The 14,586-nt window shown below is 55.1% G+C and carries 16 protein-coding genes; 14 read left to right on the forward strand and 2 right to left on the reverse strand.

Features of this window, described 5'->3' with window-relative positions; translation table 11 throughout:
• Window positions 1–364: 364 nt before the first annotated feature.
• Window positions 365–814 carry an L-alanine exporter AlaE gene (locus ACZAHD_RS01985; RefSeq protein WP_462455304.1) on the forward strand — a complete coding sequence of 150 codons (450 nt, stop codon included), beginning with the start codon at window positions 365–367 and terminating at the stop codon, window positions 812–814.
• An 88-nt stretch (window positions 815–902) separates the two neighbouring features.
• On the opposite strand, the gene ACZAHD_RS01990 is transcribed toward ACZAHD_RS01985, so the two are convergent.
• Complete coding sequence (locus tag ACZAHD_RS01990; protein ID WP_462455305.1) at window positions 903–1,265, reverse strand: DUF2002 family protein; 363 nt, start codon at window positions 1,263–1,265, stop codon at window positions 903–905.
• A 149-nt stretch (window positions 1,266–1,414) separates the two neighbouring features.
• Here ACZAHD_RS01990 and ACZAHD_RS01995 point away from each other — a divergent pair, with 149 nt between their 5' ends.
• Window positions 1,415–1,741 (forward strand): DUF883 family protein, encoded by a 327-nt coding sequence (locus ACZAHD_RS01995; protein WP_004866763.1) that lies wholly within the window; start codon window positions 1,415–1,417, stop codon window positions 1,739–1,741.
• Between the two features lie 130 nt (window positions 1,742–1,871).
• Here ACZAHD_RS01995 and pdxR read toward each other — a convergent pair whose 3' ends face one another.
• Window positions 1,872–3,233: a MocR-like pyridoxine biosynthesis transcription factor PdxR gene (gene pdxR / locus ACZAHD_RS02000; protein ID WP_462455306.1), complete on the reverse strand. Its 1,362-nt coding sequence runs from the start codon at window positions 3,231–3,233 to the stop codon at window positions 1,872–1,874.
• 111 nt (window positions 3,234–3,344) lie between these two features.
• On the opposite strand from pdxR, the gene ACZAHD_RS02005 reads away from it, so the two are divergent.
• From ACZAHD_RS02005 to emrA, 12 genes are all read left to right on the forward strand, one after another.
• Window positions 3,345–3,776 carry a carboxymuconolactone decarboxylase family protein gene (locus ACZAHD_RS02005; RefSeq protein WP_462455307.1) on the forward strand — a complete coding sequence of 144 codons (432 nt, stop codon included), beginning with the start codon at window positions 3,345–3,347 and terminating at the stop codon, window positions 3,774–3,776.
• A 183-nt stretch (window positions 3,777–3,959) separates the two neighbouring features.
• Entirely contained in the window at window positions 3,960–4,202 is a 243-nt protein-coding gene (nrdH, locus tag ACZAHD_RS02010; RefSeq protein WP_004866773.1) for a glutaredoxin-like protein NrdH, read from the forward strand.
• Window positions 4,199–4,609, forward strand: coding sequence for a class Ib ribonucleoside-diphosphate reductase assembly flavoprotein NrdI (gene nrdI / locus ACZAHD_RS02015; RefSeq protein ID WP_032691026.1), 411 nt, complete (start codon window positions 4,199–4,201; stop codon window positions 4,607–4,609). Before nrdH ends, nrdI begins: the two co-directional genes overlap by 4 nt.
• Window positions 4,582–6,726, forward strand: a complete 2,145-nt coding sequence (nrdE, locus tag ACZAHD_RS02020) for a class 1b ribonucleoside-diphosphate reductase subunit alpha (protein WP_462455308.1) — start codon at window positions 4,582–4,584, stop codon at window positions 6,724–6,726. The genes nrdI and nrdE overlap by 28 nt, the downstream gene beginning before the upstream one ends.
• A 10-nt stretch (window positions 6,727–6,736) precedes the next feature.
• Window positions 6,737–7,699 (forward strand): class 1b ribonucleoside-diphosphate reductase subunit beta, encoded by a 963-nt coding sequence (gene nrdF / locus ACZAHD_RS02025; protein ID WP_462455309.1) that lies wholly within the window; start codon window positions 6,737–6,739, stop codon window positions 7,697–7,699.
• Between the two features lie 357 nt (window positions 7,700–8,056).
• The gene (gene proV, locus ACZAHD_RS02030; RefSeq protein ID WP_462455310.1) at window positions 8,057–9,259 is read left to right on the forward strand and encodes a glycine betaine/L-proline ABC transporter ATP-binding protein ProV; all 1,203 of its coding nucleotides are present in this window, start codon (window positions 8,057–8,059) and stop codon (window positions 9,257–9,259) included.
• Complete coding sequence (gene proW, locus ACZAHD_RS02035) at window positions 9,252–10,316, forward strand: glycine betaine/L-proline ABC transporter permease ProW (RefSeq protein WP_462455311.1); 1,065 nt, start codon at window positions 9,252–9,254, stop codon at window positions 10,314–10,316. Before proV ends, proW begins: the two co-directional genes overlap by 8 nt.
• 71 nt (window positions 10,317–10,387) lie before the next feature.
• Window positions 10,388–11,386, forward strand: a complete 999-nt coding sequence (gene proX, locus ACZAHD_RS02040; protein WP_004866790.1) for a glycine betaine/L-proline ABC transporter substrate-binding protein ProX — start codon at window positions 10,388–10,390, stop codon at window positions 11,384–11,386.
• A gap of 208 nt (window positions 11,387–11,594) precedes the next feature.
• Window positions 11,595–12,323: an AzlC family ABC transporter permease gene (locus tag ACZAHD_RS02045; RefSeq protein ID WP_462455312.1), complete on the forward strand. Its 729-nt coding sequence runs from the start codon at window positions 11,595–11,597 to the stop codon at window positions 12,321–12,323.
• A complete protein-coding gene (gene ygaH / locus ACZAHD_RS02050) occupies window positions 12,313–12,654 on the forward strand; it encodes an L-valine transporter subunit YgaH (protein WP_462455313.1) in 342 nt (113 codons plus the stop codon). Before ACZAHD_RS02045 ends, ygaH begins: the two co-directional genes overlap by 11 nt.
• Before the next feature lie 84 nt (window positions 12,655–12,738).
• Window positions 12,739–13,269, forward strand: coding sequence for a transcriptional repressor MprA (gene mprA / locus ACZAHD_RS02055; protein ID WP_138359746.1), 531 nt, complete (start codon window positions 12,739–12,741; stop codon window positions 13,267–13,269).
• 129 nt (window positions 13,270–13,398) lie between these two features.
• Window positions 13,399–14,571, forward strand: a complete 1,173-nt coding sequence (gene emrA / locus ACZAHD_RS02060; RefSeq protein ID WP_462455314.1) for a multidrug efflux MFS transporter periplasmic adaptor subunit EmrA — start codon at window positions 13,399–13,401, stop codon at window positions 14,569–14,571.
• The last annotated feature ends 15 nt before the right edge of the window (window positions 14,572–14,586 follow it).

The raw sequence follows: 14,586 nt of genomic DNA on the forward strand, positions 1-14,586 counted from the left end.
CTATTTATATAGCCTTTATGGCATAAATTATTCTAAATGTAGCAATAATCACGCTGAAACGTGATTTCAGACGGTAGTCGGCACAATCGTGGCTTCGCGCGCACCAGCCCATCTCCGCACAAAAAAACATAAGGCATTAATAAACAAAAAGAAAATAAAGGTTCAGGACAAAAGTAGCGCCGCGAAGACAAAAGCACCTTTTGCAGAGTATTTTATCGACAAAAAGCCATTAAATAAAAATTTACAGCTAGTTGTCTCTTTTGGTGTAGAGATATACTCTACGCATATCAAAACAGACAACCCAAAACGCTGCAAAAGAACGCATTTCGTGGCGTATCAGACTTCATTTTCGAGGAGCACACCGATGTTCTCTGCGCAGTCCCGCTTGCGTCATGCGGTAGCAGACACCTTTGCGATGGTGGTTTACTGCACCGTTGTGAACATGTTGATCGAAATTTTTCTCTCCGGAATGGCCTTTGAGCAGTCGTTATCTTCACGCCTGGTGGCGATTCCGGTGAACATTATTATTGCCGTGCCGTACGGGTTTTACCGCGACCGCACCATGTGCCTGGCGCATCACCTCAGCCCTTCTGCCTGGATGAAAAGTATTGCCGACGTTGTGGCTTATGTGACATTTCAGTCGCCGGTATATGTCGCTATCTTATTTTCCGTCGGTGCCGACTGGCATCAAATTGCCGCGGCGGTGAGTTCAAATATTGCGATATCAATGATGATGGGGGCGGTTTACGGCTACTTCCTCGATTACTGCCGACGTTTATTCCGCGTCAGCGCTTACCAGCAGGCTAAGGCCTGAGTCCCGACGCAATCTGCGACTGACCGCCGTCAGTCGCCTGCTCGTCTATGTTTTCCGCTTTACATTCCAGGCGCTGGTCATCATACGGTTAGTTATGGGACAAACTCGGCTGCGCTTCGCCATATAATCCCTGCAAAAATCGCTCAAGCGCCATACGTGAACTAAAGCCGTGTGGAATACCATAATGCTGATGTACATCTCCAGCCAAATACAGCGGAAACTGTTCATAATGATCGCAGGTTTTGATATCCGAGGCGGGTTCCGCCAGCGAATTACTGCGCTCTTTTAACGCCGGATGAATAATTAAAGCGGTCCGCCCCATGCGCGCTTCGCGGTTCACATAAACATAATTATCGCCACGGCGATAGCCGTACGCTTTTTGCGTCACAACATCCATGGTGAAGCCGGCTTTTTCAAGAACACGCGCCACCTCATCGGGTCTTAAATACATACTCATTCCTCTTTATCTTTTACCGCACATTTACCTTACCTTATTCATCATTGATAGTGCTTTCGGAAAATTCCAGAAACGACACTGCAAAGCATAATTCAAAATCTTGTTCTACACTTAATGACTCAACGGAATTAAGGGAGAAATCGATGGCTAACCGTCTGAACCGCAACAATGTCGATGAAAGCGCTGAAGATATTCATAACGATGTCAGCCAATTAGCGGATACGCTAGAAGAGGTGCTGAAATCATGGGGCAGCGATGCGAAAGATGAAGCTGATGCCGCACGGAAAAAAGCCCAGGCGCTGCTGAAAGAGACGCGAGCCCGTCTGAACGGGAACAACCGTGTGCAGCAGGCCGCTCGCGATGCCGCAGGCTGTGCCGATAGCTACGTGCGGGATAAACCGTGGCAGAGCGTCGGTGCTGCCGCCGCAGTGGGACTATTTATTGGCGTATTATTGAATTTACGTCGATAATATAAACGATACATGAAGATAACAAATACGCGTCTGCCCCTGTGTGCCTCTGGCCCGGGGGCTTTTTGTTGCCTCAACGCACGATCGCTACTTCGGGAAGCTCAATCCCCCGAATCCTCAATCAGCGACTTTATTTATCAGCAGAAAACAGCGCGACGTTGAGTTGACGCACCGCCTCCGTTGCCATCGCCATCGATGTCAGATTAGTAAAGCTCACCAGCAGCCCCCCTTCGCCGCGACTTTGTATCCGCCAGTCGCTCAGCGCCTGTACCGACAGGCCGACCTGCCGGGCTTTCAGCGCCAGCGCCCGATCGTCACCGTTCACCGTAATCACCAACTGAATCCCCCCTAACTGAGGGACGACGCTGAACCCCTGTGCCAACAGCGCGGACTCCAGCCACTGCCGGCGCTGCGCATAACAGGTACGCATTTTCTTCAGATGACGCCAGAAATGGCCTTGGTGAATAAAGTCCGCCAGCGTCTGCTGCCACAGCGTCGGTACGCTACAGCTCATCAGCCCGGCCTGCTGACGAAAGGCGGCTACCTGCGGGAGCGGCACCACCAGCCAGGCGGCACGCAATGCCGGAAAAAGCGATTTACTGAAGGTACCGGCGTAAATCACCCGCTGCGGGGCATCAAGGCTTTTCAGCGGCGGCAGCGGCTTACCCCGGTAGCGAAATTCACTATCGTAATCATCTTCAATAATCCAGGCGTCGTGTCGGGCCGCCCATGCCAGCAGCTGCCTGCGTCGGGCCAGCGACAGCGCAACCCCCAGCGGACTCTGGTGCGCGGGAGTGAGAAGCGCAAAATGCGCATCGGGGTAATGCCGTTGCGCCCACGCCACATCCATCCCCTCTTCATCGACAGGAACCGGATCGATAACCATCCCTTCCCCGGTTATCACCGGCCGAATCAGCGGGAAACCGGGATCCTCCATCCACATATGCTGACCTGGCTGCGCCAGAGTGCGGAGGAGCAGCCTCATGGAAGCGGCATAGTTGCCGGTCACCAGCACCTGTTCGGGCTGACATTCAATACTGCGGGAAAGCCGCAGATAATCGACAATGGCCCGCTGCAGGATCATCTCACCGCACGGATCGCCGGGCGCCAGGTCAAAACGCGTTTGCGTTCGCAGTCGCCGCCCCATCACCCGCGCCCACAGGCCGCGGGGGAAAAGATCCAGCGCCGGCAGTCCCAACTGAAATGGCTGCGGCGCCGTCGGTTCAATGCCCGACGGCAGACGCGCCGGTTCCTCCCGCAGCGGACTCAGACGCTCGCTGACAAAGGTGCCCGCCTGCCCTCGTCGCTCCAGCCAGCCCTGAGCCACCAGCTCGCCCCAGGCATTCTCCACGGTTGCGCGGGAGACGCCCAGCTCCTGCGCATAAACCCGACTGGCGGGCAGGCGGCTGCCCGGCGCGAGTTCGCCGTGTTCAATCGCAGATTTGAGCTGTCTGGCAATGCGCTGATAGTGCGGGACTTTTTTGATTTCCATTATGGTCTGCTTTTTTCATTAAAATATGGCTATCTTTTGCAGTCCATTATAGTGCTATTTTGCTGCGGTCTTAGAACCCATTCCCCGCGGTTCAACATTGAGGAAAACATCATGAGCACACTCCGTCAGCCCTATAACGAACTGAGCCCGGAAGTCTATCACGCGCTGGTACAGGCCAAGATTGCGCTGGAAAAAAGCGAACTGGACAGCGCCCTGCTGGAACTGGTTTACCTGCGGGTATCACAGATTAATGGCTGCGCCTTCTGTCTGGAAATGCACAGTAAAGCGCTGCGTAAATCCGGCGTGGCGCAGACTAAACTGGATGCGCTGGCCGGCTGGCGGGTAAGCGGGCATTTCAGCGCCGCAGAACAGGCGGCGCTGGCGTGGGCGGAATCGGTGACGCATATTGCCAGCACCCACGCAGAAGATGATGTTTACCTGCCGCTGCTGGAGTATTTCAGCGCACGCCAGATCAGCGACCTGACCTTCGCCATCAGCCTGATGAACGCGTTTAACCGCCTTGCGGTCAGCATGCGCCTGTAATTTCAGGCGTACCCGTCCTGCCCTCATGGCGTGCTTCCGTGAGGGTTTTCCTTATCGAAAAACGCTATATATTGCGTGGTTGAACTTTTAGATAACTACATCTAGTATTTCCTGAACAGTTAACCGATAGCGGACGTCGCACTTTTTTGCGCCGTTCTGTTATCTTAAATGGAAATACGAATCATGCGCATTACTATTTACACTAAAAATGACTGCGTCCAGTGCCATGCCACTAAGCGGGCCATGGAAAGCCGCGGATTTGCCTTCGAGATGGTGAATGTTGAGCATCATCCGGATGCCGCTGACATGCTGCGCGAACAGGGCTTTCGTCAGCTGCCGGTCGTGATAGCCGGTGAAACCCGCTGGTCCGGTTTTCGCCCGGATATGATTAACCGCCTGCGCCCCGAACCGGTGGCCAACGCATGAGCCTGATCGTCTACTTCTCCAGCAGTTCCGAAAATACGCATCGGTTCGTCCAGCGTCTGGGGCTGCCCGCGGTGCGCATTCCGCTTAACGAGCGGGAACGCATCCAGGTAGACGCCCCCTACATTCTCATTGTCCCCAGCTACGGCGGCGGCGGCACGGCTGGCGCGGTGCCCCGGCAGGCGATCCGCTTTTTAAACGACCCGCATAACCGCCAGCGGATACGCGGCGTGATTGCTGCCGGTAACCGTAACTTCGGCGACGCCTATGGCCGGGCCGGCGACGTCATCGCGCAAAAGTGCGGCGTACCGTATCTGTATCGCTTTGAGCTGATGGGCACCCCAACCGATGTCGATAACGTGCGTAAAGGAGTAAGCGAATTTTGGCAACGACAACCGCAGAACGTCTAACCACCGGGGCGGCAGATTTCCACGCCCTCAATGCGATGCTGAATTTGTATGACAGTAATGGCCGTATTCCGTTTGAAAAAGACCACCAGGCGGTAGACGCCTTTATGGCGACGCACGTGCTGACCCATACCGTCTCTTTCACGACGCAGAATGAAAAACTGGAATGGCTGATCGCCGAAGGCTATTACGATGCCAGCGTGCTGGCACGCTACGATCGCCGTTTTGTGCTGACGCTGTTTGACCACGCGCACGGCTACCCGTTCCGCTTTCGGACCTTTCTCGGCGCCTGGAAATTCTATACCAGCTATACCCTGAAGACCTTTGACGGCAAACGCTACCTTGAGCATTTTGCCGATCGCACCTGCATGGTCGCCCTCACCCTCGCGCAGGGAGATGAGACTCTGGCCCGGCAGTTGACCGATGAGATCCTCAGCGGGCGCTTTCAGCCGGCGACGCCCACCTTCCTCAACGCCGGTAAACAGCAGCGGGGCGAGCTGGTTTCCTGTTTCCTGCTGCGCATTGAAGACAATATGGAGTCGATTGGCCGGGCGGTGAACTCGGCGCTGCAGCTGTCTAAGCGCGGCGGCGGCGTGGCGTTTTTATTGTCCAATTTGCGCGAGTTCGGGGCACCGATTAAGCGCATTGAAAATCAATCTTCCGGCGTAGTGCCGGTGATGAAAATGCTCGAGGATGCCTTCTCCTACGCCAACCAGCTCGGCGCCCGCCAGGGAGCCGGGGCGGTCTACCTGCACGCCCATCATCCGGACATTCTGCGTTTTCTGGACACCAAGCGGGAAAACGCCGATGAGAAAATCCGCATCAAAACCCTGTCGCTTGGGGTCGTGATCCCGGACATTACCTTCCAGCTGGCAAAAGATGACGCGCAGATGGCGCTGTTTTCGCCCTATGACGTCGAGCGCCTGTACGGTAAGCCGTTTGGCGATATCGCCATCAGCGAGATGTACGCACAGCTGGTCGCCGACCAACGGGTCCGCAAGCGCTGGATCCGCGCCCGGGATCTGTTCCAGCGGCTGGCGGAAATTCAGTTCGAGTCCGGCTATCCCTACATCATGTTTGAAGATACCGTCAACCGGGCCAACCCGATTGCCGGGCAAATTAACATGAGTAACCTGTGCTCGGAAATTTTGCAGGTCAACACCCCGTCGACCTTTGATGAAAATCTGGATTATGCCAGCGTAGGCCAGGATATCTCCTGTAACCTTGGGTCACTGAATATTGCTCATACCATGGATTCGCCGAATTTTGCCCGCACGATCGCCGTCGCGGTGCGCGGCCTGACGGCGGTTTCCGACATGAGCGATATACGCTCGGTGCCGTCGGTGGCTGCGGGCAATGTCGCCTCACATGCCATCGGTCTTGGTCAGATGAACCTGCATGGCTATCTGGCCCGGGAAGGTATCGCCTACGGCAGTCCGGAAGGGCTGGACTTTACCAACTTCTATTTTTATACCGTCACCTGGCACGCACTACACACCTCGATGCAGATAGCTCGCGAGCGCGGTCAGCATTTTGCCGGATTTGAACAATCGCGCTATGCCAGCGGAGAATACTTCGAACGCTATCTGCAGGGCGACTGGCAGCCGAAAACGGCAAAAGTTCGCGCGCTCTTCGCCCACGCGGGGATCCCCCTGCCCGACCGCGACATGTGGCTAAAGCTACGCGATGACGTCATGCGCTACGGTATCTATAACCGTAATTTGCAGGCTATCCCGCCCACCGGATCGATCTCCTACATCAACCATGCGACCTCGAGTATCCACCCGATTGTCTCAAAGATAGAGATCCGCAAAGAGGGGAAAACCGGGCGGGTTTACTATCCCGCGCCATTTATGACCAATGACAACCTGGCGCTCTATCAGGATGCCTGGGAAATCGGCCCGCAAAAGATTATCGACACCTATGCCGAAGCCACGCGGCACGTCGATCAGGGGCTGTCGTTGACGCTCTTTTTCCCCGATACCGCCACCACCCGCGATATCAACAGGGCGCAAATCTACGCATGGAAAAAGGGCATCAAGACACTGTATTACATCCGCCTGCGCCAACTGGCGCTGGAAGGTACCGAAATCGAAGGCTGCGTATCCTGCGCGCTGTAAGGAGAACAGGATGACCCATTTAACGCGTATTCGCGCTATTAACTGGAACAACATTGAGGACGATAAGGATCTGGAGGTCTGGAACCGTCTGACCAGCAACTTCTGGCTGCCGGAGAAGGTGCCGTTATCCAACGACATTCCCGCCTGGCAGACGCTGACGGCGGAGGAACAGCGGCTCACCATTCGCGTGTTCACCGGACTGACGCTGCTCGATACAATTCAGAACACCATCGGCGCGCCGGCGCTGATGGCGGATGCGCTGACCGCCCACGAAGAGGCGGTGCTCTCCAACATCAGCTTCATGGAGGCGGTGCATGCCCGCTCCTACAGCTCGATTTTCTCTACCTTGTGCCAGACCAAAGATGTTGATGCCGCCTATGCATGGAGCGAAGAGAACGCACCGCTCCAGCACAAAGCCCGGCTGATGCTGGAATATTATCAGGCGGATAATCCGTTGAAGAAGAAAATCGCCAGCGTGTTTCTCGAATCCTTCCTGTTCTATTCCGGATTCTGGCTACCGATGTATTTTTCAAGCCGCGGCAAAATGACCAATACCGCCGATCTGATTCGCTTGATTATCCGTGATGAAGCGGTGCACGGCTATTACATCGGCTATAAGTACCAAAAGGGGCTGGAAAACATCGCGGCCGACGAGCGAGAGCAACTGAAGAATTTCGCCCTCGATCTGCTGATGGATTTATACGATAACGAACTGGCCTACACCCGGGATCTGTACGCTGACAGCGCCTGGAGTCAAGAGGTAAACGCCTTCCTGTGCTACAACGCCAACAAAGCGCTGATGAACCTGGGCTACGAGGCGCTGTTTCCGGCAGAGATGGCGGCGGTCAACCCGGCGATCCTGGCGGCACTTTCGCCAAACGCCGATGAAAATCATGACTTTTTCTCCGGTTCCGGTTCCTCGTATGTGATGGGTAAAACGGAAGAAACCGCCGACGACGATTGGGATTTTTAATCCTTACTTTCACCAGGAAAATATTGCCCGATTTCCTGGTGATCTATTTCACACTATTAACTTTCATCACACAAAAAAGACCACACGATATTTCGCAGATATTTTGCTGGAATATTCAGCAAGAATCGTGCGACTCACCAATTATTTCCCTGTCATCTGTAAAAAATATTACCAGTTGAGAATCAACGCTCAGCCCTTCTATCATGGGGAATACGCCGAACCTCTCCCCACTCATTTCGCTGCCGATGGCACATTGAGGGTTGTCACAGAATCTGAGTATGTTAGGGTGTAAAAAGGTCATTATCTCCACCAGGTACCATATTGACATAATACAAATAACAGGAAACTCTCTATTGCATGGCAATTAAATTAGAAATTAAGAATCTCTATAAGATATTTGGCGAGCATCCGCAGCGAGCGTTCAAATATATTGAAAAAGGATTTACCAAAGAACAACTACTGGAAAAAACGGGACTTTCGCTTGGCGTAAAAGACGCCAGTCTGACCATTGAAGAAGGCGAGATATTCGTCATCATGGGGCTATCCGGCTCAGGAAAATCCACCATGGTTCGCCTTCTCAATCGCCTGATTGAACCCACCCGCGGACAGGTACTGATCGATGGCGTCGATATCGCCAAAATCTCAGAAGCCGAGTTGCGTGAGGTGCGCAGAAAAAAGATCGCTATGGTATTTCAGTCATTTGCGCTGATGCCGCATATGACCGTGCTCGACAATGCCGCTTTTGGTATGGAGCTGGCGGGCATGTCGACCCAGCAGCGCCAGCAGAAAGCGCTGGAGGCGCTGCGTCAGGTCGGCCTGGAGAATTACGCGCATGCTTACCCGGATGAACTCTCCGGCGGAATGCGGCAGCGTGTCGGCCTCGCCCGCGCGTTGGCCATCAACCCTGATATCTTATTAATGGATGAAGCCTTCTCAGCCCTTGACCCATTAATTCGCACCGAAATGCAGGACGAGCTGACAAAATTACAGGCGAAACATCAGCGTACCGTGGTCTTTATTTCCCACGATCTTGATGAAGCCATGCGCATTGGCGATCGGATTGCCATCATGCAGAATGGCGAAGTGATTCAGGTCGGTACCCCGGATGAAATACTGAATAATCCGGCCAATGATTATGTCAAAACCTTCTTCCGCGGTGTTGATATTAGCCAGGTCTTCAGCGCTAAAGATATTGCCCGTCGAAGCCCGGTTGGTTTAATTCGTAAAACGCCAGGTTTCGGCCCACGTTCGGCATTGAAATTATTGCAGGACGAAGACCGTGAATATGGTTATGTGATTGAACGTGGTAATAAGTTTGTCGGTATTGTCTCTATTGATTCACTGAAATCCGCCTTGAGCGAAGGTCAGGGAATTGATGCGGCGTTACTCGCATCCCCGCAGGCGGTAGATGCCCAAACGTCGCTCAGCGACCTGCTCTCCCACGTCGGCCAGGCACCGTGCTCGGTCCCGGTTGTGGATGAAGGGCACCAGTATATCGGCATTATTTCTAAAGGAATGCTGCTGAAGGCTTTAGATCGCGAGGGGGCAAACAATGGCTGATCAATCTAACCCGTGGGATACCGCGCCGGCGGCGGATAGCGCCGCACAATCTGCCGATGCCTGGGGCTCCCCGGCCTCGGCGCCGACCCATGGCGGCGGTGCAGACTGGTTAAACAGCGCGCCGGCGCCGCAACCAGAACATTTCAACATCCTGGATCCGTTCCACAAAACGCTGATCCCACTCGACAGTTGGGTGACGCACGGTATCGACTGGATCGTGGTTCACTTCCGCCCACTGTTCCAGGGGATCCGCGTACCGGTGGACTATATCCTCAGCGCCTTCCAGCAACTGCTACTCGGTATGCCGGCGCCGGTGGCCATTGTGCTGTTCGCGCTTATTGCCTGGCAAATCTCCAGCGTGGGAATGGGCGCAGCAACGCTGATCTCTCTGGTTGCGATCGGCGCCATCGGCGCCTGGTCGCAGGCGATGGTGACCCTCGCACTGGTCCTGACCGCACTGCTGTTCTGTATGCTGATCGGCCTGCCGCTGGGGATCTGGCTGGCACGTAGCCCACGGGCGGCGAAAATTATCCGCCCGCTGCTGGATGCCATGCAGACAACGCCGGCGTTTGTTTACCTGGTACCGATTGTCATGCTGTTCGGTATTGGTAACGTTCCAGGCGTGGTGGTGACCATTATCTTCGCCCTGCCGCCTATCGTCCGTTTGACCATCCTCGGCATTAACCAGGTGCCCGCGGACCTGATTGAGGCTTCGCGTTCGTTCGGTGCCAGCCCGCGTCAGTTGCTCTTTAAGGTGCAGCTCCCGCTGGCGATGCCGACCATCATGGCCGGGGTTAACCAGACGCTGATGCTGGCGCTGTCGATGGTGGTGATCGCCTCAATGATCGCCGTGGGCGGCCTGGGGCAGATGGTACTACGCGGGATCGGCCGCCTCGATATGGGGCTGGCGAGCGTCGGCGGCGTCGGGATCGTCATTCTGGCGATTATTCTCGACCGCCTGACCCAGGCCGTCGGCCGCGATTCCCGCAGCCGCGGCAACCGTCGCTGGTACGCAACCGGTCCTCTGGGGCTGATTACCCGCCCGTTCTGTAAATAGTCTTCTCATCGCCCGGCGGCACTGCACCTGCCGGGCCCGCAGCTCTCCCTTCTCATTCATAAGGAATAACGATGCGACATAACACGATTATTGCCACAACGTTTGCCACTCTGCTCGCCACCAGCGCTGCCTGGGCAGCCGACCTACCGGGAAAAGGCATTACCGTCAAACCGATTCAAAGCACCATTACGGAAGAGACCTTCCAGACCCTGCTGGTGAGCCGCGCGCTGGAAAAACTGGGCTACACCGTCGATAAGCCCAGCGAAGTGGACTACAACGTTGGCTATACCTCGCTTGCCTCCGGCGACGCGACCTTCACCGCCGTCAACTGGCAGCCGCTGCATGACGATATGTACGCTGCCGCCGGCGGTGACAAAAGCTTCTATCGCGAAGGCGTTTTTGTTAACGGCGCGGCACAGGGCTACCTGATTGACAAAAAAACCGCCGAACAGTATCACATCAAATCCATCGATCAGCTGAAAGACCCGAAAATTGCCAAACTGTTCGACACCAACGGCGACGGTAAAGCCGATCTGACCGGTTGTACGCCGGGCTGGGGCTGCGAAGCGGTCATTAATCATCAGATTGATGCCTATGGTCTGAGCAAAACGGTGGTGCACAACCAGGGGAATTATGCGGCGATGATGGCCGATACCATTGCCCGCTTTAAAGAAGGTAAGCCGGTTATCTACTACACATGGACGCCGTACTGGGTCAGCGACGTGCTGAAGCCGGGCAAAGATGTCGTCTGGCTGCAGGTTCCGTTCTCCTCCCTGCCGGGCGTGCAGAAAAATATCGATACCAAACTGGCTAACGGCGCGAACTATGGCTTCCCGGTAAGCACGATGCACATCGTGGCCAACAAAGCCTGGGCAGAGAAAAACCCGGCGGCGGCAAAACTGTTTAGCATCATGAAACTACCGATTGCCGACATTAACGCTGAAAACGCCATGATGCATGAAGGTCACGCTTCGGAAGCGGATATTCAGGGTCACGTAGATGGCTGGATCAAAGCCCACCAGCAGCAGTTTGACGGCTGGGTGAAAGAAGCGCTGGCCGCGCAGAAGTAACTTTCCCTTAACCCCGGCCAGTAGCGCTATCTAGGGCTCCGATAGTGCCACTTTATTGCCCCGGCGCATTGCCGGGGCAATTTGCAGACGGTCCCGTTCCCCGGCCAGCACCGCTTAACAAGGTGTCAAAGCGCCCCGCTCTCTGCTAAGGTAACCTCACCTGTTCAATCATGTGATATTCACGTGAGTTATCAATAAATAACACTCTATGGAAAAACCCGCCCCTGCCAGAGAGGCCACGCTGTCTGAAGGGATTAAAGACAGTCTGCCGATTGTGATTAGCTATATTCCTGTGGCCTTCGCCTTTGGCCTGAACGCCACCCGACTCGGCTTTACCCCGCTGGAAAGCCTGTTCTTTTCCTGCATCATCTATGCCGGCGCCAGCCAGTTCGTGATCACTGCGATGCTCGCCGCAGGCAGTTCGCTGTGGGTGGCGGCCCTCACCGTGATGGCGATGGATGTACGTCACGTTCTGTACGGCCCTTCGCTACGTAGCCGCCTTCATCGCGCGCTGGATAAACGAAAAACCGCGCTCTGGGCTTTTGGCCTGACCGACGAAGTTTTCGCAGCGGCCACCGCAAAACTGGTGCGCGACAACCGCCGCTGGAGCGAAAACTGGATGCTCGGCATCGCCTTCACTTCCTGGCTATCATGGGTATTCGGCACGCTGATCGGCGCCTACTCCGGTAGCGGCCTGCTGGTCGGTTTTCCGGCAGTGGAGGCCGCGCTGAGCTTTATGTTGCCCGCGCTATTTATGAGCTTCTTACTGGCCTCGTTCCAGCGTAAACAATCTCTCAGCGTGATGGCCGCCCTGGCGGGTGCACTGGGCGGCATGATTCTGTTCTCAATTCCGGCGGCGATCCTTGCCGGGATTGTCTGCGGTTGTCTGACCGCGCTGATTCAGGCCAGCATTCAGGGGATGCCCGATGAACAATAACGTGCTGATTATCGGGATGGTGGTCGGCTGTGTGAACTATCTGTTTCGCTATCTGCCGCTGCGCCTGCGCGCAGGTCACGCCCGTACCGGTCGTCGCGGTCCGCTGAGCGTGCTGATCGATACCATCGGTATCGCCTCCATCTGCGCCCTGCTGATCGTCTCCAGCGTGCCGGAAATCCTCGGTGACTCCCGGCGACTTCTCCCTACGCTGGTTGGATTCGCGGTGCTCGGCCTGGCGTTCTGGAAGACACGCAGCATTATTATGCCTACGCTGCTGAGCGCGCTGGCCTATGGAGTCGCATGGAAAATCACGACTTTTTTATACTTTTAAAGTATCAATTTTAGTCAATAATTGATTTGCTTTATTTGTCACAATAGTTATTATATCGACTGAAATTAATGAGGTCATACCCAAATGGATAGTTCGTTTACTCCCATTGAGCAAATGCTCAAATTCCGCGCCAGCCGTCACGAAGATTTCCCTTTCCAGGAGATTCTGCTCACCCGTCTGTGTATGCACATGCAAGGTAAGCTACTGGAAAACCGCAATAAGATGCTGAAAGCGCAGGGGATTAACGAGACATTATTTATGGCGCTGATCACCCTGGAGTCTCAGGAAAACCACAGCATTCAGCCTTCCGAGCTGAGCTGCGCGTTGGGATCATCCCGGACCAACGCCACCCGTATTGCCGATGAACTGGAAAAACGCGGCTGGATTGAGCGTCGCGAAAGCGACAACGATCGTCGCTGCCTGCATCTGCAACTGACCGACAAAGGTCATCAGTTTTTGCGCGAAGTGTTACCTCCGCAGCACAACTGCCTGCATCAGCTTTGGTCTTCTCTGAGCGCCAGCGAGAAAGACCAGCTCGAGCACATCACCCGCAAACTGCTTAGCCGCCTTGACCAGATGGAAGAGGACGGCGTACTGGCGGAGTCGCTGCGCTAAGCGCGGGAACCCTCCAAACGTGTTCTGGATTGACAAGGAAAAACAGACAGGCCAGCAGATCTTTTGCTGGCCTTTCTGATAAACAGGTCGGCTCAGCCGATGTGAAATAATAAGATCGTGGAGAATAACATGAGCGCAAATGCGGAGAGCCAAACCCCGCAGCAACCGGACAGCAAGAAGGGCAAACGCAAAGGTGCCCTTCTGCTACTGACATTGCTCTTTATTATTATTGCCGTGGCATACGGAATTTATTGGTTTTTGGTACTGCGTCATTATGAAGAAACCGATGACGCTTACGTGGCAGGGAACCAGGTGCAAATCATGGCGCAGGTGTCCGGTAGCGTGACGAAAGTCTGGGCCGACAACACCGATTTCGTGCGGCAGGGCGATCCGCTGGTCACCCTTGACCAGACCGATGCCCAGCAGGCATTTGAAAAGGCAAAAACCCAACTGGCCACCAGCGTTCGTCAGACGCGCCAGCAAATGATCAACAGCAAACAGCTGCAGGCGAATATCGACGTCAAGAAAACCGCGCTCTCTCAGGCCCAGACCGACCTCAACCGTCGTATCCCGCTGGGCGCCGCCAACCTGATTGGCCGCGAAGAGTTGCAGCACGCTCGTGATACCGTCGCCAGCGCCCAGGCCGAACTGGATGTCGCCATTCAGCAATTCAATGCCAATCAGGCTATCGTGCTGAATACCAGCCTGGAGCAACAGCCAGCGGTTCTGCAGGCGGCGACGGATGTCCGTAACGCCTGGCTTGCGCTGCAGCGTACACAAATCGTCAGCCCGATTAGCGGCTACGTTTCCCGTCGTGCCGTGCAGCCCGGCGCTCAGATTAGCCCCACCACGCCGCTGATGGCAGTGGTACCGGCCACCAATCTGTGGATCGACGCCAACTTTAAAGAGACCCAGCTGGCGCATATGCGCATCGGCCAGGAAGCCACCGTGATCAGTGATATTTACGGCGATGATGTGAAGTACACTGGCAAGGTCGTGGGGCTGGATATGGGGACCGGCAGCGCGTTCTCACTGCTGCCGGCGCAAAACGCCACCGGTAACTGGATCAAAGTGGTCCAGCGTCTGCCGGTACGTATTGAGCTCGATGCCAAACAGCTGGCTGAACATCCGCTGCGCATTGGTCTTTCAACACTGGTTGAGGTCAACACCACTAACCGCGATGGCGAGATGCTGGCTAATCAGACGCGCAAATCCCCGGTTTATGAAAGCAATGCCCGTGAAATCGCCCTTGAGCCGGTGAACAAACTGATCGACGGTATCATCCAGGCTAACGCGGGATAATTCGGAGTGAGCGTA

The sequence above is a fragment of the Raoultella sp. genome, assembly GCF_039594335.1.
In the GTDB taxonomy this organism is placed as follows: Bacteria; Pseudomonadota; Gammaproteobacteria; order Enterobacterales; family Enterobacteriaceae; genus Klebsiella.